This window comes from Xanthomonas sp. JAI131 (assembly GCF_013410075.1).
In the GTDB taxonomy this organism is placed as follows: domain Bacteria; phylum Pseudomonadota; class Gammaproteobacteria; order Xanthomonadales; family Xanthomonadaceae; genus Xanthomonas_A; species Xanthomonas_A bonasiae.
The window spans coordinates 296,008-320,116 of sequence record NZ_JACCCN010000001.1 but is presented as its reverse complement, the minus strand read 5'-3'; the positions used below and the strand labels follow the sequence as shown (position 1 = coordinate 320,116).

At 70.9% G+C, this 24,109-nt stretch carries 19 protein-coding genes and 1 tRNA gene; 7 read left to right on the top strand and 13 right to left on the bottom strand.

Going from position 1 to position 24,109, the window contains the following annotated elements:
- From HDC36_RS01390 to HDC36_RS01370, 5 genes are read right to left on the bottom strand one after another with little or no spacing between them, the layout of a single operon-like run.
- On the bottom strand, window positions 1-906 hold the full coding sequence (locus HDC36_RS01390) for a dihydrodipicolinate synthase family protein (protein WP_179563881.1): 906 nt from the start codon (window positions 904-906) through the stop codon (window positions 1-3).
- Window positions 907-910: 4 nt separating this feature from the next.
- Window positions 911-2,251: an FAD/NAD(P)-binding oxidoreductase gene (locus HDC36_RS01385; RefSeq protein WP_179563880.1), complete on the bottom strand. Its 1,341-nt coding sequence runs from the start codon at window positions 2,249-2,251 to the stop codon at window positions 911-913.
- A complete protein-coding gene (locus HDC36_RS01380) occupies window positions 2,244-2,480 on the bottom strand; it encodes a (2Fe-2S)-binding protein (protein WP_179565526.1) in 237 nt (78 codons plus the stop codon). Before HDC36_RS01380 ends, HDC36_RS01385 begins: the two co-directional genes overlap by 8 nt.
- An 8-nt stretch (window positions 2,481-2,488) precedes the next feature.
- On the bottom strand, window positions 2,489-3,589 hold the full coding sequence (locus tag HDC36_RS01375) for an FAD-dependent oxidoreductase (RefSeq protein WP_179563879.1): 1,101 nt from the start codon (window positions 3,587-3,589) through the stop codon (window positions 2,489-2,491).
- Window positions 3,586-4,527, bottom strand: a complete 942-nt coding sequence (locus HDC36_RS01370) for a 4-hydroxyproline epimerase (protein ID WP_179563878.1) — start codon at window positions 4,525-4,527, stop codon at window positions 3,586-3,588. The genes HDC36_RS01375 and HDC36_RS01370 overlap by 4 nt, the downstream gene beginning before the upstream one ends.
- A 177-nt stretch (window positions 4,528-4,704) precedes the next feature.
- On the opposite strand from HDC36_RS01370, the gene HDC36_RS01365 reads away from it, so the two are divergent.
- The 4 genes from HDC36_RS01365 to HDC36_RS01350 all read left to right on the top strand — a co-directional run bounded on the left by HDC36_RS01365 (window position 4,705) and on the right by HDC36_RS01350 (window position 8,457).
- The gene (locus HDC36_RS01365; RefSeq protein ID WP_179563877.1) at window positions 4,705-5,412 is read left to right on the top strand and encodes an AraC family transcriptional regulator; all 708 of its coding nucleotides are present in this window, start codon (window positions 4,705-4,707) and stop codon (window positions 5,410-5,412) included.
- A 162-nt stretch (window positions 5,413-5,574) separates the two neighbouring features.
- Window positions 5,575-6,924: a signal recognition particle-docking protein FtsY gene (ftsY, locus tag HDC36_RS01360; RefSeq protein ID WP_179563876.1), complete on the top strand. Its 1,350-nt coding sequence runs from the start codon at window positions 5,575-5,577 to the stop codon at window positions 6,922-6,924.
- 162 nt (window positions 6,925-7,086) lie between these two features.
- A complete protein-coding gene (mutY, locus tag HDC36_RS01355; protein WP_179563875.1) occupies window positions 7,087-8,148 on the top strand; it encodes an A/G-specific adenine glycosylase in 1,062 nt (353 codons plus the stop codon).
- Window positions 8,149-8,178: 30 nt separating this feature from the next.
- Complete coding sequence (locus HDC36_RS01350) at window positions 8,179-8,457, top strand: oxidative damage protection protein (RefSeq protein WP_179563874.1); 279 nt, start codon at window positions 8,179-8,181, stop codon at window positions 8,455-8,457.
- A 139-nt stretch (window positions 8,458-8,596) separates the two neighbouring features.
- Here the strand turns inward: HDC36_RS01350 and HDC36_RS01345 are convergent, their stop codons facing one another.
- Entirely contained in the window at window positions 8,597-9,055 is a 459-nt protein-coding gene (locus HDC36_RS01345) for a DUF6491 family protein (RefSeq protein ID WP_179563873.1), read from the bottom strand.
- Between the two features lie 175 nt (window positions 9,056-9,230).
- Between HDC36_RS01345 and HDC36_RS01340 the strand changes: the two genes are divergently transcribed.
- A complete protein-coding gene (locus HDC36_RS01340) occupies window positions 9,231-11,033 on the top strand; it encodes a VWA domain-containing protein (RefSeq protein ID WP_179563872.1) in 1,803 nt (600 codons plus the stop codon).
- An 81-nt stretch (window positions 11,034-11,114) separates the two neighbouring features.
- Here the strand turns inward: HDC36_RS01340 and HDC36_RS01335 are convergent, their stop codons facing one another.
- A complete protein-coding gene (locus HDC36_RS01335) occupies window positions 11,115-12,026 on the bottom strand; it encodes a M48 family metallopeptidase (RefSeq protein WP_179563871.1) in 912 nt (303 codons plus the stop codon).
- Window positions 12,027-12,108: 82 nt separating this feature from the next.
- On the bottom strand, window positions 12,109-14,016 hold the full coding sequence (locus tag HDC36_RS01330; RefSeq protein WP_179563870.1) for a formylglycine-generating enzyme family protein: 1,908 nt from the start codon (window positions 14,014-14,016) through the stop codon (window positions 12,109-12,111).
- 103 nt (window positions 14,017-14,119) lie between these two features.
- Between HDC36_RS01330 and rnd the strand changes: the two genes are divergently transcribed.
- The gene (gene rnd / locus HDC36_RS01325; protein ID WP_179563869.1) at window positions 14,120-15,205 is read left to right on the top strand and encodes a ribonuclease D; all 1,086 of its coding nucleotides are present in this window, start codon (window positions 14,120-14,122) and stop codon (window positions 15,203-15,205) included.
- 293 nt (window positions 15,206-15,498) lie between these two features.
- Here rnd and HDC36_RS01320 read toward each other — a convergent pair whose 3' ends face one another.
- Window positions 15,499-15,903: an H-NS family nucleoid-associated regulatory protein gene (locus HDC36_RS01320; RefSeq protein WP_179563868.1), complete on the bottom strand. Its 405-nt coding sequence runs from the start codon at window positions 15,901-15,903 to the stop codon at window positions 15,499-15,501.
- 258 nt (window positions 15,904-16,161) lie between these two features.
- Between HDC36_RS01320 and HDC36_RS01315 the strand changes: the two genes are divergently transcribed.
- Window positions 16,162-16,237, top strand: a tRNA-Ala gene (locus tag HDC36_RS01315).
- Between the two features lie 114 nt (window positions 16,238-16,351).
- On the opposite strand, the gene HDC36_RS01310 is transcribed toward HDC36_RS01315, so the two are convergent.
- From HDC36_RS01310 to HDC36_RS01295, 4 genes are all read right to left on the bottom strand, one after another.
- Window positions 16,352-16,519 carry a hypothetical protein gene (locus HDC36_RS01310; protein ID WP_179563867.1) on the bottom strand — a complete coding sequence of 56 codons (168 nt, stop codon included), beginning with the start codon at window positions 16,517-16,519 and terminating at the stop codon, window positions 16,352-16,354.
- A gap of 234 nt (window positions 16,520-16,753) precedes the next feature.
- Window positions 16,754-17,272 carry a chemotaxis protein CheW gene (locus HDC36_RS01305; protein ID WP_179563866.1) on the bottom strand — a complete coding sequence of 173 codons (519 nt, stop codon included), beginning with the start codon at window positions 17,270-17,272 and terminating at the stop codon, window positions 16,754-16,756.
- 10 nt (window positions 17,273-17,282) lie between these two features.
- Window positions 17,283-18,941 carry a methyl-accepting chemotaxis protein gene (locus tag HDC36_RS01300; RefSeq protein WP_179563865.1) on the bottom strand — a complete coding sequence of 553 codons (1,659 nt, stop codon included), beginning with the start codon at window positions 18,939-18,941 and terminating at the stop codon, window positions 17,283-17,285.
- Window positions 18,942-19,437: 496 nt separating this feature from the next.
- The gene (locus tag HDC36_RS01295; protein WP_179563864.1) at window positions 19,438-23,805 is read right to left on the bottom strand and encodes a DEAD/DEAH box helicase; all 4,368 of its coding nucleotides are present in this window, start codon (window positions 23,803-23,805) and stop codon (window positions 19,438-19,440) included.
- Between the last annotated feature and the right edge of the window lie 304 nt (window positions 23,806-24,109).

The window sequence follows — 24,109 nt, the reverse complement described above, 5'->3', positions numbered from 1 at the left end:
TCAGAGCCCGGGGTGGGTGGCGATGGCGTGGTCGATCACCTTCAGCGCCGCTTCGCGCTCGGCGCCGTCGACGACCAGGCGCGGCGCGCGCACGCGCTCGCTGCCCAGGCCGACCTTCTCCTGCACCAGCTTGATCAGCTGCACGAACTTGGGCACGGTGTCCAGGCGCAGCAGCGGCAGGAACCAGTCGTACAGCGCCTTGGCCGCCGGGTAGCCGCCGTCGCGGGCCAGCTCGAACAGCTTCACCGACTCCTTCGGATACGCGTTGACCAGGCCGGCGATCCAGCCCTTGGCGCCCATGCTGAGGCCTTCGACGATCGCATCGTCCATGCCCACCAGCAGCACCAGGCGGTCGTTGAGCAGCTCGCCCAGCGCGGCGAAGCGGCGCACGTCGCCGGAGGATTCCTTGACCGCTTGCAGGTTCGGGAATTCGGCGGCCAGCTCGGCGATCTGCGCCGGGCTGAAATCGGTCTTATAGGCGACCGGGTTGTTGTACAGGATCACCGGCAGGTCGGTGGCGGCGATGACCGCACGCGCATGCGCGCCCATCTCGCGCCAGTCGGTGGAGTACACGTACGGCGGCAGCACCATGAGCCCGCCGCAGCCGACCTGCTTGGCCGCCTGCGCCAGGCGCACGGCCTCGTCGGTGGACAGCGCGGCGATGCCCGGCACCACCGGGATGCGGCCGTCCAGCGCCTGCACCAGGGTCTTCAGGATCGCGACCTTGTCGTCGAAGCTGAGCGTGGCGGCCTCGCCGAGCGAGCCCAGCGGCACGATCGCGGTGCAGCCGGCGTCGACCATGACCTGCGCATGCTTGGCCAGGAACGCGTGGTCGATGCTGCCGTCGGCGTTGAACGGAGTGGTGATGGCCGGCAGCACGCCGTACCAGAAAGAAGCCTTGCTCATGGGATTACACCTTGTCGAGGGTTGTGAGTGGAGGTTCGGGAAGAAGCGGATCGGGAAGCGATTGGGCGAGCGCGTCCAGGCGCACCGGGAACAGCGGCGGCCGGCGGCCGTCGTCGGAAAAATCGTCGTGCCGCGGCGCCAGCCCCAGCTCGGTCAGCGCACTGCCGCAGATGCGGCCCTGGCAGGCGCCCATGCCGCAGCGCGAGACCAGCTTGGCGTCGCGCAGGTCGGCATGGCCGCGCAGCGCCGACAGCGGCACGTCCTCGCAGCGGCACACCAGCGTGTCCGCCGCGGCCAGCGTGTGGATGCGCGGGTCCAGCGCGAACTGGCGCTGCAGCAATGCGGCGAACGCGCGCGCGCGCCGCCGCTGCGGCTGCAATGCCTGCGCCGCGGCCGCCTGCCCCGCCGCCAGGTGCCCGGCGATGGCGCCTTCGACGCGCGCGCAATCGCGCCCGCCGATGCCCAGCGCCTCGCCGGCGGCGTACACGCCTGCGACGCTGGTACGCAACTGCGCGTCCACCGCCACGCACGGATGCGCGCCGCTGCGCGCCAGGCGGCAGCCGAGCAGTTGCGCCAGCTCCACGTTCGGCACCAGTCCGTAGCCGACCGCCAGTTGGTCGCACTCGAGGCGGCGGCGGCCGCGCGGGCCGTCGATCTCCACCGACCGCAGCTGGCTGTCGCCGTGCGCCGCCAGCACCACGCTGCCGCTGTGATAGCGCACGCCGGCCAGCTGCGCGCGCAGGCTCAGCGCCTGCAGCGCCTTGTCCGGCCAGCGCCACGGCAGCTGCGCGGCGAAACCGGCCAGCGCGCGCAGCGGCGCCTGTTCGACGATGCCCAGCACCTGCGCGCCGTGGCGGCGCAGCGTCGCCGCGCTGGCCAGCAGCAGCGGACCGCTGCCGGCGACCAGCACGCGCTTGCCGGCCAGCGGCCAGCCCTGCTTGGCCAGCGCCTGCGCGCCGCCGGCGCCGGTGACGCCAGGCAAGGTCCAACCGGGGAACGGCAGCAGCAATTCGCGCGCGCCGGTGGCCAGCACCAGAGCGTCGTAGCCGATCCAGCGCGCGCCCTGCGGGCCATCGGCCAGCAGTTGCCGGTCCTGCGCCATCAGCAACTGCGTCTGCGACAGAAATTCGATCTTGCTCGCCGCCAGCTGCGCCAACACGCGCGCGGCCAGCTTCGGCGGCGCATGGGCCACGTCGTGGCGCCAGATCTGGCCGCCGGCGCGCGCCTGCAGATCGACCAGCGCCACGCGCCGGCCATGCCCGGCGGCGGCCAGCGCCGCCGCCAGTCCGGCCGGACCGGCACCGGCCACGACCACGTCGTACTGCAGCGCGCGCGGCTCAGCCATCGGTCCACACCTGCATGCCGTCGCGGACCGGAGTGATGCAGGCGCGCAACTGGCCGAGGCCGTCGATGCGCACCCGGCATTCGCTGCACACGCCCATGCCGCACAGCGGCGCGCGCGGCTGGCCGTTGCGCGAGCGGCGGAAATGCACCGCGACCTGCGCCACCGCCGCGGCCACGCTGCTGCCGTCCAGTACCTCGACGGCCTGACCGTTGATCTGCAGGCGCAGCATCGGCGCGCTCACGACAGCGCCCGCGCCGGCGCGAACGGCGCCGGGTCCAGCACGGGAGTGCGCTGCAAAAGCAGATCCAGCAACAGCCGCGCGCTGCCCAGCGCGGTTGTCACGCCCAGCCCTTCATGGCCGGCCGCGACCCACACGTCGGCACGCTCGGGCACCGCACCCAGGTAGGGACGGCCGTCGGGCGTGGCCGGACGCAGCCCGGTCCACACCCGGATCGCCTGCAACTGGCGCAACGCCGGCAGGAACGCGAACGCGCGCTCGAGCATGCGTTGCAGCATCGGCATCGACACGCTGCGGTCGCTGGCATCGAATTCGCGCGAGGAACCGATCAGGATCTGCCCGGTCGGCCGCGGCTGCACGTTGAATGCCACGCTGCTGCCGTCGCTGCCGTGCGCGCTGTCGGCATAGCCCAGCTCCAGCAATTGGTGGCCGACGAAGCCCGGATAGCGGTCGGTGATGACCAGCTGGCCCTTGCGCGCGCGCATCGGCAGTTCCGGCAGCAACTCCGGCAATGCGCAGCCGGTGGCGACCAGCACCGGCCCGCTGAGGGTACTGCCGTCGTCCAGGCGCAGTCCGCCGGCGGCCAGCGCCAGCGCGCGGCGCCCGGCGAACATCTGCGCACCGGCGGCGAGCGCACGCTCGACCAGATGCCGCGCCATCCGCGGCGGATACACCACCGCTTCGGCGGCCACGCGCATGCCGCCGGCCAGTCCCGGCGCCAACGCCGGCTCCAGCCGGTACAGCGTCTCGGCATCGATCGCCTCGGCATGCACGCCGGCCGCGGCCAGGCGCTGGATCTTGGCCGGGATCGCCTCCAGCTCGCGCGCCTGCCGCGCCACCCACAGCGTGCCGCAGCGGCTGAACTCGGCCGCCGGCAACTGCGCGAATTCTTCCCACAGGCGCAGCGAATAGGACGACAGCGCCAGTTCCGCCGGATCGTCGTCCATCGCCACCAGATGACCCATCGCCGCGGCGGTGGAACCGCCGCCGATCGTGCCCGATTCGACGATCGCCACCCGCAGCCCGGCGGCGGCGGCCGCATCGGCGCAGGCCGCGCCGACGATGCCGGCGCCGACGACGATCAGGTCGAAACCGCTCATCCGGCGCCGATGCCCCAGGCGAACGGATCCTGCGCATCGATCAGCAACTGCGCGCGGGCGGTGATGTGCGCCTGCCCGGTGATCCGCGGCAGCACGCCGCGGGTGCCGGGCACGTAGCTGCCTTCGAACAGGCTGCCGAGGATGCCCTCCTGGCGCCACACCTGGCCGGCGGCCAGCTTGCCGTCGGCGGCCAGGCACGCCAGCTTGGCGCTGGTGCCGGTGCCGCACGGCGAACGGTCGTAGGCCAGGCCCGGGCACAGCACGAAGTTGCGCGCGTCGGCGCCGGTGTCCGGCGCCGGGCCGTTGATCTCGATATGGTCGATCTCGCCGTCGTCGGCGCCGCGGATGCCGGCCGCCTCCAGCGCCAGCCGCAGCGCCTCGGTATACGCGGTCAGCGCGCGCTGGTTGCGCAGCTCCAGCGCGCACGGCGTCTGCTCGGTGATGAAGAACCAGTTGCCGCCCCAGGCCACGTCGCCGCGCACGCGGCCGTAGCCGGGCACCTGCACCTCGATGCCGGCGGCATGGCGGTAGCTTTCCACGTTGTCCACCGAAACCCGGCCATCGCCGTGCAGCTCCACTCCCACCGTGCCCACCGGGGTCTCGATGCGGTGCGTGCCCGGCGCCAGCCGGCCCAGCTCGGCCAGCGTGCGCACCAGGCCGATGGTGCCGTGGCCGCACATGCCCAGGTAGCCGACGTTGTTGAAGAAGATCACCGCGGCGCAGGCGTCGGCCGCGATCGGCGGCAGCAGCAGCGCGCCGACCATGGTGTCCGAGCCGCGCGGTTCGCAGGCGATGGCGCTGCGCCAGCGATCGAAACGATCGCGGAACAGATCGCGCCGTTGCGCCAGCGGGCCGGTGCCCAGGTCGGGGAAGCCGGCGACGACGACACGGGTCGGTTCGCCGCCGGTATGCGAGTCGATCACATCGAGTGTATGCATAGGTCCATGCTCACATTCCGGGCCGCCGGCGGCTAGCAGCGTTTGCTTGTCATAAATGCGGAAATTCGCACAACCCCGGCGTCCCCGCAGGCCCGGTTTAGGCTAGGATCGGTGCTCAGGGGTGGGCATGCCGCGGCTTGCCTGCCGCCGCAGCCTACAACCGCCCGGTGAGTGCAGATGGATACTTTGATTTCCGCATTGGAGATGCAGACGCTGTTCGATGCGCTGCCGGACGTGGTGTTCTTCGTCAAGGACCGCGATGGCCGCTACACCCACGTCAACCTGACCCTGGTGCGGCGCCTGGGCAAGAAGTACCGGGCCGACCTGATCGGCAAATCGGCGCTGGAAGTGTTCCCGCTGCCGCTGGGCGGCAGCTACCTGATGCAGGACCGGCGCGTGCTGTGCGGCGAAATGATCGAGAACCAGCTGGAAGTGCACCTGTTCCCGAACCGCACCCCGGGCTGGTGCCTGACCTTCAAGCGCCCGCTGTGCGAGCAGAACGAAGTGATCGGCGTGGTCGGCATCTCCCGCGACCTGGGCCAGCCCGACAGCCGCCATTCGGCCTACGAACGCATCAGCCGCGCGATGGAGCACATGCAGACCCACTACGGCGACAACCTGCGCGTGCAGACCCTGGCCGACCTGGCGGAACTGTCGGTGGCGCAGCTGGAACGGCATTTCCGCCGCGTGTTCCAGCTGACCCCGCAGCAGCTGCTGACCAAGATGCGCATCGAAGCGGCGATGCGCCTGCTGCACGGCGAGGACAGCATCGCCAGCATCGGCCAGGCCTGCGGCTTCGCCGACCAGAGCGCGTTCGCGCGCCAGTTCAAGGCCACCGTCGGCATGACCCCGCGCGACTACCGCTCGATGAAGGGCAAGCTCTGAGAGGCCGGGATTGGGGATTCGGGATTGGGGATTCGTAAGGGCGCTGCCTCTGCAGGAGGCAAAAATGCCGCTATTGCGAATCCCGAATCCCCAATCCCGGCCCCACAGGGGCCTAACAGGCTCAAGTGGTAGCATTCCCGGTTTCCGGTACACGCGTTATCCATGGTCAGCCTATTCCGTCGCAACAAGCCCCAGGACCACGCTGGCGATAGCCGCAGCACCCAGCGCTACAGCATCGAGGAACTGGCCGCCGCCTTCCCCAAGCCGGCCGGCGCAGCGCCTGCCGCCGAGCCCGCCGCCGTTGCAGCGCCTGTCGATGAACAGGCACCGCCGCACGCGGCGCCAGCCGCAGCGCCAGTGGCGCGCGACAGCGGCCGTCCGAGCGCCGACGCCGCACCGCTGCCGCCTGCCCCGATCGCCGTGCCGCCCCCCGGCGCAACGCCGCTGCCGCCACAGGCGCCGACCGCGCAAGCGGAAGCGCGCGTTCCCGCCCCGGCGACGCCCAGCGCGCCCATGCCCACGCCGGCGCCGGCGAGCGCGCTCGCCGCAGGCGACGACCTGCAGCGCAGCGACGCCGCGCCGGCCGCACCTGCCGGCAAGCCGGGTTGGCGCGAACGCCTGCGCAACAGCGCCATCGCACGCAGCTTCGGCGGCCTGTTCTCGCGCAATCCCAAGCTCGACGACGACCTGCTCGACGAGATCGAGACCGCGCTGATCACCGCCGACGTCGGCGTGCCGGCCACCACCGCGCTGATCGAGAACCTGCGCAAGCGCATGAAGGCGCGCGAATTCGTCGATGCGCAGGCGCTGCTGCGCGCGCTGCGCGCCGACCTGATCGCGATCCTGCTGCCGGTCGCCAAACCGCTGCAGATCGACCGCACTGCCAAGCCGTTCGTGGTGCTCACCGTCGGCGTCAACGGCGTCGGCAAGACCACCACCATCGGCAAGCTGGCCAAGCGCTTCAAGGACGACGGGCACAGCCTGATGCTGGCCGCCGGCGACACTTTCCGCGCCGCCGCGGTGGCGCAGTTGCAGGCCTGGGGCGATCGCAACGGCGTCACCGTGATCGCGCAGGGCCAGAACGCCGACGCCGCCTCGGTCGCGTTCGACGCGCTGCAGGCCGGCAAGGCGCGCGGTACCGAGGTGCTGATCGCCGATACCGCCGGGCGCCTGCACACCCAGACCGGGCTGATGAACGAGCTGGGCAAGATCCGCCGCGTGCTCGGCAAGCTCGATCCGGCCGCGCCGCACGAAGTGCTGATGGTCATCGACGGCACCACCGGCCAGAACGCGCTGTCGCAGCTGCGCCAGTTCCACGCCGCGGTCGGCGTCACCGGGCTGGTGGTGACCAAGCTCGACGGCACCGCCAAGGGCGGCGTGGTGTTCGCGCTGGCGCGCGAGTTCGGCATCCCGATCCGCTTCGCCGGCATCGGCGAGCGCCCGGAAGACCTGCGCGTGTTCGACGCCGAAGCCTTCGTCGACGCCCTGCTGCCGGAAGCGCTGGGCGCCTGACCCAAAGCCCCTCTCCCGTCGGGAGAGGGGTTGGGGTGAGGGTACGGCGAAGTCCGCTGCGCAGGCACTTGCGCTGTCCGAACCGCGCTGGGCTTCGCCCGTACCCTCATCCGCCCCTTCGGGGCACCTTCTCCCGAGGGGAGAAGGAAAGACAAAGCCAGCATGCGCCAGCCCCCAGACACCTTCGCCCCCCGCCTGCTCGCCTGGTTCGACCGCAGCGGCCGCCACGACCTGCCCTGGCAGCATCCGCGCAGCCCGTATCGCGTATGGCTGTCGGAAATCATGCTGCAGCAGACCCAGGTCGCGGTGGTGATCCCGTATTTCCTGCGCTTCCTGCAGCACTTTCCGACCCTGCCCGACCTGGCCGCGGCCGGCACCGATGCGGTGATGGCGCAATGGGCCGGGCTGGGCTACTACGCCCGCGCGCGAAACCTGCATGCCGCCGCCAAGCGCTGCGTGGAGCTGCACGATGGCGAACTGCCGCGCGATTTCGATGCGCTGCACGCGCTGCCCGGCATCGGCCGCAGCACCGCCGGCGCGATCCTGAGCCAGGCCTGGAACGACCGCTTCCCGATCCTGGACGGCAACGTCAAGCGCGTGCTGACCCGCTACCACGGCATCGCCGGCTATCCGGGCCTGCCGGCGGTGGAGAAACCGCTGTGGGCGATCGCGCAGGCGCACGTGGCCGCGGTCGCCGACCGGCGCATGGCCGACTACACCCAGGCGCAGATGGATTTCGGCGCTACCCTGTGCACCCGCGCCAACCCGGCCTGCGTGCTGTGCCCGCTGCAGGACGACTGCGTGGCGCGCCGCGACGGCCTGGTCGAGGCATTGCCCACACCGAAACCGGGCAAGACCCTGCCCGAACGCGAAGCGCTGGCGCTGCTGCTGGAAAACGCCGCCGGCGAGCTGCTGCTGCAGCGGCGCCCGGCGAGCGGCATCTGGGCCTCGCTGTGGACGCTGCCGCAGGCCGAGAGCGAGAGCGAACTGCGCGCCTGGTTCGAACGCGAGATCCGCGGCCGCGGCTTCGACGATGCCGAGCCGATGCCGCCGATCGTGCACACCTTCAGCCACTACCGCCTGCACCTGCAGCCGCTGCGCCTGCGCAAGGTCGCCTTGCGCGACGCGGTACGCGACAATGACGACCTGCGCTGGGTCGCGCGTGCCGACCTGTCCGCACTCGGCCTGCCCGCCCCGATCCGCAAACTGCTCGACGGCCTCTGATCGTCGCCCATCGCGCCACCAGGAACCGCCATGTCCCGCACCGTCTTCTGCCAGTACCAGCAACGCGACGCCGAAGGGCTCGACTACGTGCCGTATCCCGGCGAGATCGGCCAGCGCGTGTTCGCGCAGATCGGCAAGGCCGGCTGGCAGGCATGGCTGGCGCACCAGACCATGCTGATCAACGAGAACCGGCTGTCGCCGCGCGATCCCAAGCACCGCGCATTCCTGGAGGCGGAACTGGAGAAATTCCTGTTCCAGGGCGGCGCGCCCAAGCCCGAGGGCTACGTGGAACCCGAACAGGAATCCTGAGCCCAGGCAAGCCACGCCCCCTGTAGGAGCGGCTTCAGCCGCGACAGAACCCATCCGCAAAGTCCGCCGCAGCCGCAACCACTCCTACACGCTGCGCCCGCCCGCTTCGGTAGCGACCGCAACCCGCCTGACGCCGACGCTACTGCGCCGGCGCCGGCTGCTGCGCCCGCTCCTGCACCTTGGCCTCGCGCAACTCCTTTTCCGAGGTACGCAGCGCTTTCACGTCGAGCGGGCGAATGCTCTGGATGCGGCACGGCAGGCGGATCGCGCCCGGGCTGCCGCCGATCACCAGCACGTCGTCGAAACGCGCCGACACCCGGTCGCTGAAGTGGGTGATGGCGATCGTCGGCGCAAAGTCCAGATCGGGGCAGCGGCCGCTCAGCTCCAGCAGATAGGCCTGGTTGGGCCGCGTCCACACCGCCAGCGCGCTGTCGCCGAGCGCGGTCCAGCCGCTGATCCGGTTGTAGTACTGGAAGTCGCGCACCGGCGCGGCGGCATGGGCGCGGTACAGCGCCAGGCGCTCGTCGTCGCTGATCCGGTTGGTGGCGCAGCCGGCCAGCGCGGCCAGTCCGAGCAGTGACAGCAAGAGGCGTTTCATGGCGAATGCTCCGGTGGCGATGCGCGAATGATGCACCCGCGCCATGCCGTGCCGCGTGCGTGCGCGCAGCGCGTTCAGCCACAAGGCAGCTGGCGGACCGAAGCCGCGGCGGGGGCCCAACCCCGTTGCCGGCCATCGCGCGTTTGCAGCCTCGGACCCACACCGAGCGCCCACCATGCAACTACGCCCGCACCGCACCGTCCTGCCGTCCCTGATCCTCGCCGCGCTGCTGGCAGGCTGCAGCACCACCAGCGACGATCGCGTCGCCGCGCGCGCGCCGGCGGCGATCGATGCCGCCGCCGTGCCCGAGGCCTACACCCCCAGCGAACGCCTGGCCGAGCCAGCGCCAGCGCCGGCACGGATGCTGGCTCCGCCCGCCCCACCGGCGCCGCCGGCGCAGGCCGCGGCACCGGTCGCGGCGTCGGTGGCCGGCGACAGCTACATCGCTGACGCCCGCGTGCGCATGGCCAAGACCGCGACGCCGATCCCGCCGCTGGACCGCGAACGCTACGAACACCCGACCGACAACCCGGTGCACAGCGCGCGCGAACAGCCGCTGTCCACCTTTTCGATCGACGTGGACACCGGCAGCTACGCCAACGTGCGGCGCATGCTGCACGATGGCCAGCGCCCGCCCGCCGATGCGGTGCGCGCCGAGGAATTCATCAACTACTTCGACTACGCGCACCCGGCCCCGCGCGACCGCGACACGCCGTTCCGGGTATCCACCGAACTGGCGCCCGCGCCGTGGAATCCGCAGCGGCAGCTGCTGATGATCGGCATCAAGGGCTACGACGTCCCGCGCCAGGCATTGCCGCCGGCGAACCTGGTGTTCCTGATCGACACCTCCGGCTCGATGGAAAGCGCGGACAAGCTGCCCTTGCTCAAGCAGGCCTTCGCCATGCTGGTGCCGCAGCTGCGCGCGCAGGACCGCGTCTCGATCGTGGTCTACGCCGGTGCGGCCGGACTGGTACTGCCGCCGACGCCCGGCGACCGCCATGCCGAGATCCTCGCCGCGCTGCAACGGCTGCAGGCCGGCGGCAGCACCAACGGCGGCGACGGCATCCGCCTGGCCTATGCGACCGCGCGCAAGAGTTTCGTCGCCGGCGGCAGCAACCGGGTGATCCTGGCCACCGACGGCGACTTCAACGTCGGCACGGTCGACCGCGGCGCGCTGGAGACCCTGGTCGCCGACCAGCGCCGCAGCGGCGTGGCGCTGAGCACGCTCGGCTTCGGCCGCGGCAACTACAACGACGCGATGGCCGAACGCCTGGCCGACGTCGGCGACGGCAACCATGCCTACATCGATTCGGCGCGCGAGGCGCACAAGGTGCTGGTGCAGCAGATGCAGGCCACGCTGCTGACCATCGCCCGCGACGTCAAGATCCAGGTCGAGTTCAATCCGGCGCAGGTCGCCGAATACCGCCTGATCGGCTACGAGAACCGGTTGCTGGCGCGCGAGGATTTCGCCAACGACAAGGTCGATGCCGGCGAGATCGGCGCCGGCCACAGCGTCACCGCGCTGTACGAGATCACTCCGGTGGGCAATGCGCCGCAGCGCCTGCCGGCCTTGCGCTATGCCGCACCGGCGCCGGCGGCGCAGACGCCGCTGCACGCCGGCGAACTGGCGCAGTTGCGGCTGCGCTACAAGCTGCCGGGGCAGGAGCGCAGCCGCCTGTTGCAGAGCACGATCGCGACCGCCGCGGCGACGGCGCAGCCAAGCGCGGATCTGCGTTTCGCCGCCGCGGTCGCCGCCTACGCCGACCTGCTGCGCGGCGGTACCCACATCGATGGCTGGGACTGGGCGCAGGTGGCCGACGCGGCGCGCGCGGCGACCGGCGAGGACCGCAGCGGCGACCGGCGCGAGTTCGTCGAACTGCTGGCGGTCGGTCAGCGCCTGGCCGCGCCACAAGTGGCGGATGCGGTGGATGCGGCAGACGCGGCCGCAGCGGCGGCAGCGCAGGTGTCCACGCGCTGAGCGCAGGCGTGCGCAGGCTGCGCACGCCCCGACATGCGCAGCCGCAGACGCCGGCTCAGTCGCCCGCGCCTGCCGCCACGCTCAACGCTGCGCGGTCTTCGCCGATTCGCAGAAGCGCTGCCGGTACTCCATCGCCTTGGGCATCAGCGCCTGCAGGTTCTGGATCCGCGTGCCCGGATTCGGGTGCGTGGACGAGAACTCGGGCGGCGCCTGGCCGCCGCTGCTGGCGCTCATCCGTTCCCACAGCGGCACCGCCTCCTGCGGATCGAAGCAGGCCGCGGCGGCCAGCATCAGCCCGACCTCGTCGGCCTGGGTCTCGTGGCTGCGCGCGTACGGCAGCAGGTAGCCGTAGCCCATCGCCGCCATCGCCATCTGTTGCTGTTGCGGGTCCATGCCGCTGGCCGCGCCGGCCATCTGCCCGATCTGGGTCAGCTTCTGCTGCGCCATGCGTTGCGCACCGTGGCGCAGCAGCGCATGCGCGATCTCGTGGCCCATCACCACCGCCATCGCATCGGCATTTTTGGCCACCGGCAACAGCCCGGTGTAGACCGCCATCTTGCCGCCGGGCAGGCAGAACGCATTGGCCTGCTCGGACTCGATCACGTTGACGTCCCAGTCGAAGCCGCGCGCATAGTGCTTGGCCTGCATGCCGTGCTCGGCGGCCAGCGCGTCCTCGACCACGTCGACCTTGGCGATCAGCCGCTGCGCGATCGCGCGCACCTGCTGCGCCACCTGCGATTGCGGATCGACCGGATGTTCCTGCGCCAGGATCTCCTGGTAAGCCTGCAGGCCCAGCGCCTTCTCGTCCTCGACCCCAAGCGAATTGTCGATCAGCACCTTCTCGCCGGTGTACGGATCCTCGCTGCGATTGGAGAACCAATAGAAGCCCGCGTACACGGCGAAACCCAGCAGCACCAGCCAGCGCACCCCGCCCAGCGGCCCGCGACGGCCTCCGCCCTGTTCCCCGCCCTGGCGGCCGAAGACGTTGCTCATGTCCAATCCCCTTGCTGGCTGGTAGGCGGCGACGGCGCCTGCCTGTGCCGCGCACTGTAACGACGTGCGGTGCGCGGCCGCGTCAAATTCCGCGCACCAGGCGAAAACCGACCCTGGCGCTGGTGGTGTCGGAGTCCTGCATCAACCGCCAGGCTGCACGGGTCTGCTCCGGCGCGTTGGCCCAGTTGCCGCCGCGCACCACCCGCGAGCGACAACCGGGGTTGTACCAGGCGGCGCCGTCGGCCGGCGCGCGGCGATAGCTGGAATGCCAGCAATCGGCGACCCACTCGCTGAGGTTGCCGCCCATGTCGTGCAGGCCCCAGGCATTGGCCTTGAAGCTGGCAACCGGCGCCGGCCCCCAGAAGCCGTCGGCATAGCCGACGAAGGCGTTGTTCCAGTGCCGGCCGCTGGGCGAGACGTCGCCGCCGCCGGTGAAGTTGCCGGCGCCGCGCGGCGGCGTGCCGGCGTTGCCCCACGGATAGCGGCCGCGGCCGCCGGCGCGCAGCGCGTATTCGAACTCGGCCTCGCTGGGCAGCCGGTAGTGGCGTCCGGTCTGCTGCGACAGCCACGCCGCGTAGGCTTCGGCATCGCGCACGCTGACGTGCATCACCGGGCTGTTCGGCGCGGCGCGCGCGCCGTTGTAACCGGACTGCCAGTCGGTGCCGCTGCGGCGCACGAAATTGCCGCTGCGCTCGTCGTAGACGATCGAATGCCCGCGCCGGGTCGCCCGCGGCCGCGCGCCGCTGACCTCGACGAAGCGGCGGAACTCGGCCACGGTGACCTCGGTGATCGACATCGCGAAACCGCGGTCGAAGCGCACGTAGTGCAACGGCTGCTCCGCCGGCATCGCGCCCGGCTCGGTGTCGCTGGCGCCCATGCGGAAGCCGCCGTGCGGCACCACGATCATCTGCGGCCCGCGCTCGCCGTTGCTCATGCCGTCGGTGAACACCTGGCCGGGGCGGAAGCTGCCGTAGTGGGTGGCCAGGTCGATGCGCTCGCGCAGCATCGCCGCCACCGGATCGCCCGGATCGGCGATGCGCAGCACCTCGCCCAGTTTCTCGCGCGCCGCCTTCAGTCCGGCCGGCGTGGCCAGGTCGCGCAGGCCGGCGTCGCGCAGCGCGGCGATGCGCGCGGTGCGCACGCCTTCCACCCGCGCACGCGCGTCGCGCACGGTGGCGGCGGCGTCGCGGATCCGCGCCGCGCGCGCCAGCCAGCTGCCGGCGGCGGCGAAATCGGACACCGTCGCGGCCGCCTCGGCGCGCCGGATCAGCGCGCTCTCCACCGCCGCCACGCCTTGCCGCGCACGCGCATCGTCCGCGTCCAACTGCAGCGCTTCGCGGAAGTTGGCGAGCGCGCCGTTGCCGTCCTCGCCGAGCCGGCCGGCGCGCAGATCGTCTTCGCCGGCGCGGTTGTAGGCCAGCACCCGCTGCGCGGTCTCCACCCGCTGCTGCAGGCGCCGCACCGCCGGATCGTCGGCATCCAGCGACAGCGCCACCATCGCGATGCGATCGGCGCGCTCGAGCGCCTGCTCCTGCTGCTCCGATACGCGCAGCAGGTCGCCGCCGAGTTGCAGCAGCCGGCGTCGCGCCTTGCGCAGGCCGTCGCGCGCGACCGGGTCCTGCGGCGCCAGCGCGCGGATCGCCAGGTACAGCGGGATCGCCGACTGCGCGTCCTCGAACAGGCGATCCTCGGCCAGCGCGCGCGCGGCGTCGCGGCGCGCCTGCGCCAGTTGCGCGCGCTCGAGCGTCGGCAGCGGCGGCTGCCAGCGCGCCACCGTCTCGGCGGCATCCTCGCCGCCGATGGTGACGCTGGGCGCCTGCACCGGCTTGCCGGCCGCCGCTGCCGCTGCCTGCGCCGGCTTGTCGGGCGGCGACTTGGCGGGTTGTGCAGCCGGCGCGGACGCCGGCCCGCTACAGCCGCACGCCAACGCGGCCAGCAGGGTCCAGGCGATCACAGGGCCGCTCGTACGCACGCTTCCTCCCAACGACATTGGCCTCCCGATGGCATCCGCGCCACTCCGTCCGTGCGGCCGGCGGGCCGACGTTAGGCTATTCTCGCCTGCCTGAGCAAACCCTGCATTCGACGGAAACCACGTGCCCTATTGGATCAAGCAACCCGCCGAGCTGGCCGAACGGCTGGCGCAGCGCCCGGCCAGGATCGGCCTGGATACCGAATTCGTTCGCGAACGCACCTACTGGCCGCAACTGGCACTGGTGCAGATGGCGGTGGCCGACGAGATCCTGCTGATCGACCCGCTGATTCCAGGCATGCCGCAGGCGCTGGCGCCATGGCTGTCGGACCCGTCCATCCTCAAGGTCATGCACAGCGCCAGCGAAGACCTGGTGGCGTTCAAGTGCGCCTGCGGCGCGCTGCCGCGGCCACTGTTCGACACCCAGATCGGCGCCGGCCTGGCCGGCATCGGCGCCGGCATGGGCTACCAGAAGCTGGTGCTGGAAATCACCGGCGTGCACCTGGCCAAGGGCGAAACCCGCTCGGACTGGCTGCGCCGCCCGCTGTCGCCGGCGCAGCTGGACTACGCCGCCGACGATGTGCGCCACCTGTTCGCGATCCACGACGCCTTGCAGCAGCGGCTGCAGACGCTGGACCGCAGCGCCTGGCTGCACGAGGACGGCGAGCGCCTGCTCGGCACCGTGGAGCACGACGAAGGCGAGCGCTGGCCGCACCTGGGCATGCGCTCGGCGCAGTTCATGGACCGGCCCTCGCAGCAGCGCCTGTTGCGCCTGCTGCGCTGGCGCGACGTGCAGGCGCGGCACAGCGACAAGCCGCGCAGCTGGATCCTGGACAACGAACTGGCCGCCACCCTGGCGCGCTTCCCGCCGGCCGACCGCCAGGAGCTGCAGGCGCTGCTGGACAAGCACCCCAAGGCGCCGCGCAAGCTCGGCGACGCGCTGTGGCAGGCGCTGACCACGCCGCTGCCCGACGAGGCGGACGCGCCGCTGGCGCTGGCCTCCAGCGACGACAACAAGGCGGCCTTGAAGCGGCTGCAGGACGCGGTGTCCGCACGCAGCGCCGAGCTCGGCCTGCCCGACGGCCTGCTCGCCTCGCGCAAGCACCTGGAAGCCCTGCTGGAAAGCGGCCAATGGCCGCAGCCGCTGGCCGGCTGGCGCCGGCGCGAACTGGAAGCGACGCTGCAGCCGCTGCTCGGCAACGCGGGCTGAGGGATTCGGAGGGTATTTGGTATTTGTAGGAGCGGCTTCAGCCGCGACGGGCGTTACCGATAACGTCTGTCGCGGCTGAAGCCGCTCCTACAGGGATCTGTCGCCCGCGAACAGCGGCGCAAGAGTCACAGCGACGACCATGCCGCCGCCCGGCCTTCGGTCAATCCAGGCGCATTCCCTTCATCGAACGCTTCTCCGCCACGGTGTATCCGCGGCAAAACGCGGGCGACGCCAAGGCCGCATAAAACCACCGCGCATAAAAAAGGCCAGGAAACCCGGCCTTTTTCGACCGATCAGTATTTGACCAACGGGAACTTCAGATCCGGATGGCGCGCCTTCCATTCGTTGTAGGCGGCGGTCCCTTCCCATGCGGCGAACGCCTTCGGCGTGCGGCCGCGGCCGGACCAGGTCTCGCCGGTGTGCGGCAGCTGGTACTTCGGCTTGACCTCGCTGCGGCCGCCGGCGGACTTGGCGCTGGCCACCTTCGGCGCGGCGCTGGTCACGTAGGCCGCGATCTCGTTGCGCTGCTTGGCGCTGAAGAACTCGGCGAACTGCTCGAGCAGCGACAGGACGTTGGCGTGCGCGGCGCTGGTCTCGCCTTCGCGCGCCTGCTTCTCCTGCTCTTCCAGCTTGCGAATCTCTTCGTGCAGTTTGGCCTTGGCTTCTGCGATCTGCTGCAAGTTGCGAACTTCCGTCATTTTTCAAAGACCCGTGGATAAAAGATTTGGAACGGACGGAATATTTCATCCGGAACGACGAAATCGTCTGGCGAGGATTTCGGCTCACGATTATATCGGCTCTGCCCGGCGGCTGCCCGGATACGGCGCCTCATTTCCGCGTTCGGCGGCAGCCCCAACCGCAGCCGACCGGCAGCGATGCGAAGGCGCCGCGCCGGCGCCTCGCATCGCCCCTCTTGGCACGCATGCCCCGGGCCAGTTAGACTATGCGTCTGATGTGGGGCGGTAGCTCAGCTGGGAGAGCGTCGCGTTCGCAATGCGAAGGTCGAGGGTTCGATCCCCTTCCGCTCCACCACTTGTTCAGACGAAAAGCCTCGGAGTCGCCTCCGGGGCTTTTTTGTGTCTGCGCGCTGGCGACACACCGCGGCCGCCTCGCGGGCCGCGCCGATGGCGGCGCGCGAAGCGCGGCTCAGCCGGTCTTCTGGCCGTCGCCGGACTTGGGTCCGCGCTCGTGCGCTTCGCGCAACTTCTGGTCCTCCAGTCCGGAGCGCTGCTTGGCCACCTCGTCCTGCGCGCGGTCCTGCCGACCGTCCTGGATGCCCTGCTGCGCGTCGGGCTGCTTGTCGTTGTCTGCCATGGTCCGGATCTCGCGATGGCGGGCGGATGCCCTGTCGCGCAGACACTAGCGAGGCGGCCGTGATGCGCATATCACGGCAGCCGCCTGTCGATTCGGACGATGCCGCTTCTGGCCTGCGCAGCACCAGCTGCGGTGCCCGCGGCTGCAGCGCCTGCGTTGCGCAGGTACCGGGTACACACCGCCACGCCGCGTCGCCCAGCCACCGCGCCGGTGCAGTGGCGCCGCTGCGCCGCCTCAGGCGGCGGCCGGCAACGCCACGTCGGCGATATCGTCCACGCGCAGCAGGCGCGCGCGATCCAGCAGGATCACCAGCCGGTCTTCCAGCTTGCCCATGCCCTGCAGCAACTCGTCGCGGATGCCGCTGCCGAACGACGGCGCCGCCTCGATCTGCTGCGCCGGGATGTCCAGCACCGCGCTGACCGCATCGACCAGCAGGCCGAATGCCTGGATCGTGCCGCCTTCCTCGGCGGTGACGATCACGATGCAGCTGCGCCGGGTGACGCGGCTGGGCGCGCGCCCCAACCGCAGCTGCAGGTCCACCACCGGCACCACCGCGCCGCGCAGGTTGATCACGCCGCGCACGCAGGCCGGCATGGTCGGTACCGGGGTCGGCGCACGGTATTCGATGATCTCGTGGATGCCGTCGATGTTCAGCCCGAACAGTTCCTGTTCCAGCTGGAAGGTCAGGAACTGCGACGGCGCCTCCTGCGTCTGCAGCGGCACGGCTGCTGCGTTGTCCAGATGCGTACCCATGGTCTGCTCCTCAGAAGCTGGCGAACTGGGATTCGTCCGGGCTCGCCATCGCGTAGGCCGGCTGCGGCGCGCGCGGGCGCACACGCTTGGGTTCGACGCGGCCGCTGATCGCCTTGGCGCTGGGCTTGTCGGCGACGCGCGGCGGCCGCGGCGCCTCGGCGTGACCCAGGCGGAAGAACGCCATCGACTGCTGCAGGTACTCGGCCTGCGAACTCATTTCCTCGGCGGTCGCGGCCAGCTCCTCGGACGCGGTGGCGTTCTGCTGCGTGGTCTGGCTCAGCTGCACCACCGCCGAGTTGATCTGCGCCACGCCGGAGGACTGCTCCTGCGACGCCGCGGCGATCTCCTGCACCAGGTCCGAGGTCTTCTTGATGCTGGGCACGATGGTCTCCAGCAGGCGCCCGGCCTTCTCCGCCAGCTCCACGCTGGAACCGGCGACCTCGCCGATCTCCTGCGCGGCCACCTGGCTGCGTTCGGCCAGCTTGCGCACTTCCGCGGCGACGACGGCGAAGCCCTTGCCATGCTCGCCGGCACGCGCCGCTTCGATCGCCGCGTTCAGCGCCAGCAGGTTGGTCTGGTAGGCGATGTCGTCGATGATGCCGATCTTCTGCGCGATCTGCTTCATCGCCGCCACCGTGGCGACCACCGCTTCGCCGCCTTCCACCGTTTCCTTGGCGGCCTGCGCGGCCATGCCGTCGGTGATGCGCGCGTTCTCGGTGTTCTGCCCGATCGAGGCGGTCATCTGCTCCAGCGAGGCGCTGGTTTCCTCCACGCCCGCGGCCTGCTCGGTCGACGCCTGGCTCAGCGACTGCGCGGTCGCGCTGACTTCTTCCGACGCGCCGGCCAGGGTCTGCGCGCTGGCGTTGACCTCGCCGACCACCTGCTGCAGTTTCTCGACCATGCGCCGCATCGCCAGCAGCAACTGCCCCGCTTCATCCTTGGACGTGGTTTCGATCACGATGCTCAGGTCGCCGTCGGCCAGCGCGTTGGCGACGTCCACCGCCTTGCCGATCGGCTTGGTCACGCTGCGGCTGATGAAGAAACCCAGACCGATGCCGAGCAATACGCCGCCGGCGATGATCGCGGTCAGCATCCTGGCGCTGCTGACGTGGATCGCATTGGTTTGCGCGCTCGCTTCGGCGGCGCGGGCCTCCTTGATGGTGGCCAGTTCGCTCATCAGCACGTCCAGTTCGTCGGAGAAGCCGCGCACCGAGGTGGACAGCGCGATGAGATCCGGATTGGCCTGCTGCAGCGGCTCGTGCACGGCCTGTTCCAGGAACCGGCTGCGCTGAGCCAGGAACTGCTTCCACACTTCGTCGAAGCGAGCCAGCTTGGCCTTGGATTCGGGGCTGTCGAACGAGACGCGCGCCTTGGCCATGTAATCGACCACGTTCGCGGTGTACTTGTCGATGTTGGCCAGGTGCTTGGCGCGCTCTTCCTGCGTGGTCGCCAGCTGCAGGTTGGCGCGTGCGCGGCCCGCATAGATCAGGTTGATGTTGGCTTCCTTGACGTTGGACAGGCCGACCAGCTCGCGTTCGTACAGCAGCGTGGCGTAGTCGTTGATGCGTCCGGAATTGCGGATGCCGATCGCGCCGATGCACGCGCCGATGGCCGCCACGATCAGGAACGCGCAGGTAAGCCTGATACCGATCTTCATATTGCCCAACATGATGTCTTCCCCGATTGTTTGCTAACGACCGCGCCACGACGACGCGTCTGGATGTCCCTTCCCGTTGCACCTCGTGGATCGGGAACGATGGCGACGGCGTATGCGATGCGACCGAGATGACTCGATGCGGCACGTGCATTCGCCCGTTGCTTGAAGGCTATCGGCAGACCGGAAAGTCGCCTTTAATCGGCCGCACAACTGCGGAATTCAGCACACACGTGCACATTTGCGCTGCTTCGATGAATACGCGCCGAGCCTTTCCGCGCAGTGTTCATGCGCTGCAGCAGGAGGCCTGGGCCAGGCCCGACACGCATGCCGCACTTGTTCTGTGCGCCGTTTTTCGCCCGCGCCCAGGTGACGAACAACTGGGATGAACACCTAAGTTATTTGTAGACAAGACGTGAAAACCGCACGACCGCGGCGTCGCCGCGTTGTTATGTGAATGAGTTAGTGTTACGCGATACCGCTTCGTGGCGACATCGCGTATTCCGCGTATTCAACGCAGGCTGGCGAGCATTTCGGCGATGGCATCGCGTGTGCCGGACGTCGCCGTCTCTGTCAGCCGCTGCCGCGCCACGGCGCTGTCGGCCGCGCTCAGGTCCTGCAACGTTTCGAAACGCTCCGCTACCCACGTCGCCACCGGTACGCCATCGCGATACAGCACCCGCGCGCCGGGCACGCGTGGCACGCGGTTGCCCGGCAGCACGCTGCCGAGCAGGTTGGCCGGATCGGCCGCGGCCACGCACAGCCAGGCGCCATCGTGCGGCTGCCGCCGCACCTGGCGCAGCAGGCCGATCGCCTCGGGCAGCGCGAACTGCTCGCCGGACAGCCCGCTGATGAAACGCCCGCCGCGGATCTCGCCGCGCGCCTCCAGGCGCTGACAGACGCGCAGCAGCTCGCGCCACGGCGGCAGCCACGCCGCCTCGCGTTCGAGCAGGCGCCAGCAGATCACGCCGTAGCGGCGCAGCAGAGTCCGCGCCAGGTGCTCGAGCGCCTCGCCCCGCGCCGCGGCGTCGTCGGCATCCGCAGCAACGCGCAGCAGCGCCCAGCGTCCCGCATCCTGGATGCCGTACAGCGGCACCCGGCGCCGGCGCCGGGCCAGCGCCGACGGTCGCTTCGATGCCGGTACCAGCAACGCGCGCAGGCCGGCGTAGCTGTCGCAGTGGATGCGGCCTGCGCCGACGAGCTCGGCCAGCGCCTCTTCCAGTTCGGTGGACAGCAGCCGCGTCGCATCGGCGATCTCGTCGAAGAACGAGGCGCCGTGCGTCCCCAGGTAATCGGCGACCTTCTGCGCGCGCGAACCGAGCGTGCCCGGTTCGGCCGCCGCCGGCGCCAGGCGCGACCACTGCGTGGCGCTGCGCCGCGGCAGCAGCAGGATCGGCGTGCTGCGCAGCGAACCCGTGCCGCCCGCACCGACCGCGCCAGCCGCTGCCGGGCGCAGGCGCGTCCACAGCGTGCGTCCGGCGCTGCACAGTTCGTCCAGCCAGGCCGGGGCATAGTCGCGCACCCGCGCCGGCAGCAGGTCGGCCTCCCACAGCGCCGCCGGCGCCTCGAAGCCCTCCAGTTGCGCCAGCACGCTGGCCAGCGCCTCCGCGCCGGCGACGCGGCCTTCGCCATCCAGGTGCTGCCAGCGGAACAGGAAGCGCGCGTAATCGCGCGGCGCCACCGGTTCGATCTCGCGGCGCAGCCGGCCCAGCGTGTAGCGGTGGATGCGCGCCAGCAGATGGCGCTCGCACCACTCGTCGTCGCCGGCCTCGGGAGTGAAGCGGCCGGGCAGGATGTAGCCGTCCTGCTGCAACGCCAGCAGCGCCGCCTGCACCTCGCGCAGCGGCATCTGCAGCGGCGCCGCCAGCGCCGCCGCGGTCACCGGACCCAGGGCCGCCAGGCGCGAGCGCAGCAGTTCGCGCAGCGCGTGGTCGCGTTGCCAGTCGTCGATCGCGTAGCCCTCCGGCACGGCGATGCGCGGCTGCGCGGCGGCCTGCGGATACAGCGGCGCGATCAGCGCCAGCGACTCGGCCGCGACCCACAGCGCGATGCCGTCGCCGCCGTTGCCCTGCAGGCGGGTGGCACGCGCGTCGGCGGCCAGCTCGGCCAGCCAGTTCGGCCAGGCCGCGTGTGCGGCGGCCTCGCTGTCGGTCAGCACGCCGAGCGCGACCAGCGCCTCGTGCATCTCGTCGCGGCTGCGCGGCTGCGGCCAGGCTTCCTCGCGCACCGCGGCGATCGCGTCCGGATCGAGCCGGCCGAGGTCGTCGGCGCTGTCCGGATCCTGGTAGCGGCGGCTGTGCACGGCCTGGGTACGGCGCTCTTCCAGCGGCGCATCGTCGAGGAACGCGTACGGCCGCGCGTCCAGCGCCTCGGCCGCCAGCGGCGACGGCGCCGCCAGATCGCGCGCCAGCACGCGCACGCTGCCGTCCTCGATGCCGCGCAGCAGCTGCAGCCAGCCGTCGCTGTCCATCGCCTCGTGCAGACAGTCGTGCAGGGTCTGCGCGACCAGCGGGTGTTCGGGGATCTCGCGCTCGCCGACCAGGTTCTCGGCGCAGGCGACCTGGTCCGGGAACACCGTGGCGAGCAGATCCTCGGACTTCATCCGCTGCAGCTGCGGGGCGACCTTGCGCCCGCCGGTGAAGCGCGGCAAGGCCAGCGCGTTGGTGGCGTTCCAGCGCCAGCGTACCCCGAACAGCGGCGCGTCCAGCAAGGCCTGCACCAGCACCTCCAGCGCCGACGACGCATGCAGGTAGCGTGCGACCTCTTCCAGCGCGAAACTGTGCCGGGTCGACAGCGACAGCACGATCGCGTCCTCGGTGACCGCCGCCTGCAGTTCGAAATTGAAGGTGCGGCAGAAGCGCTTGCGCAGGGCCAGGCCCCAGGCACGATTGATGCGGCTGCCATGCACGCTGTGAATCACCAACTGGGTGCCGCCGCTGTCGTCGAAGAAGCGCTCCAGCACGATGCAGCGCTGCGTGGGCAGCGCGCCAAGCGCGGTGCGGGCGCGGCCCAGATAGTCCACCAGTTGTTGCGCGGCGGCGGCGTCCAGCGCCAGTTCCTGGTGCAGCCAGGCCAACGCCTGCGCCGCACCGCCCTGCTCCAGGCACCGCTCCAGCTGCGCGCGCAGCCGCGACACGCCGGCCGACAGTTCGTCGCTGCGCCCCGGCGCTTCGCCGAGCCAGAACGGGATGTTCGGCGGCGCGCCGCGCGCGTCTTCCACCCGCACCCGCCCCGGCTCCACGCGCAGGATGCGATAGCTGGCGTTGCCGAGCTGGAACACGTCGCCGCTGAGACTCTCCACCGCGAAGTCTTCGTTGACCGTGCCGATGGTCTCGGCCTGCGGCTCCAGCAACACGCTGTAGTCGCCGGTCTCGGGAATGGTGCCGCCGGAGGTCAGCGCCGCCATGCGCGCGCCGCGGCGCTCGCGCACGCGGCGATGCACCGCGTCGCGATGCAGGTAGCCGGCGCGCGGGCCGAGCCGCGTGCTGAAGCCTTCGCTCAGCATCCGCAGCACCGTGTCGAAGCGCTCGCGCGGCAGCGTCGCGTACGGCCAGGCGCCGCGCACCAGCGCGTACAGCGCGTCCTCGTCCCATTCCTGGCAGGCCACCTCGGCAACCAGTTGCTGCGCCAGCACGTCCAGCGGCGCGTCGAGGATGCGCAGCGCATCCAGTTCGCCGCGGCGCACGCAGTCGAGCAGTGCCGCGCATTCGACCAGATCGTCGCGCGACTGCGGGAACAGCCGCGCCTTCGGCGTGCCGCCGACGGCATGCCCGGAACGCCCGGCGCGCTGCAGGAAACTGGCGATCGAGCGCGGCGAGCCGAGCTGGCACACCAGGTCCACGTCGCCGATGTCCAGGCCCAGTTCCAGCGAAGCGGTGGCGACCAGCACCTGCAACTGGCCGGCTTTGAGCCGCTGCTCGGCGAGCAGCCGCGCCTCGCGCGCCAGGCTGCCGTGGTGCGCCGCCACCGCCTCGTTGCCGAGCAGTTCGCCCAGGTGCCGCGCGGTGCGTTCGGCCATGCGCCGGGTGTTGACGAACACCAGCGTGGTGCGATGCGCGCGCACCAGCTCGGTCAGGCGCGCGTACACCTGCTGCCACTGGTCGTTGGACATGGTCACGCTGAGCGGCGTCGGCGGCAGCTCCAGCGCCAGGTCGCGGGCACGCGCGTAGCCGATGTCGACGATCGCGCAATCCGGTTGCCCCGCGTGCACCGCAGCGCTGCCGACCAGAAAGCGCGCGACCGCATCGATCGGCTTCTGCGTCGCCGACAGGCCGATGCGCAGCGGCGGCGTCGCGCACAACTGCTGCAGCCGCTGCAGCGACAGCGCCAGGTGGCTGCCGCGCTTGTTCGCGGCCAGCGCGTGGATCTCGTCGACGATCACCGTGCGCACGTGGCGCAGCGCGTCGCGCCCGGACACCGAACCGAGCAGCACGTACAGCGACTCGGGCGTGGTCACCAGCACGTGCGGCGGACGCCGCCGCGCCTGCGCGCGCTCGCGCTGCGGGGTGTCGCCGGTGCGCACCGCGGTGCGGATCTCCACATCGGGCAGGCCCAGCGCGGCCAGCTCGGCGCGGATGCCGGCCAGCGGCGCCTCGAGATTGAGCTGGATATCGTTTGAAAGCGCTTTCAGCGGTGACACGTACAGCACCTGGGTGCGATCGGCGAGTCCGCCATCGCGCAGGCCTTCACGCAGCAGCGCATCGAGCGCGGCGAGGAACGCGGTCAGGGTCTTGCCGGAGCCGGTGGGCGCCGCCACCAAGGTATGCCGCCCGTCCTGGATCGCCGGCCATGCGGCCAGCTGCGCCGGCGTCGGCGCGGCAAAACAGCGCTCGAACCAGCGGGCGACGGCAGGATGGAAGCGTGCTTGCACGAGCGACATGCGGACTCCTGCGGCGCGCGGTTGCGATCGGATGCACTGCGCGCGAAAGATGGAATGTCTCGATTGTCCTCGGTGCGACAACCGCGTCAATGACGCATGCGCAAGATGGTGACGTTACCAGCCCCGATCAAGCGAGCATGCGCGGCACAGCTGTTTTCAAGGGATTTTTCGGTTAATCGTTCAGTGAAAAGCGCACTGTCTACCACGAGCACCGAGATGCGCGGTTATGTTGTCGATGACGTCACGCCTGCGCCTCTAGCGTCAACGCAACGGACGTGAAATTCGCTTCGGGGAGCCTTGCATG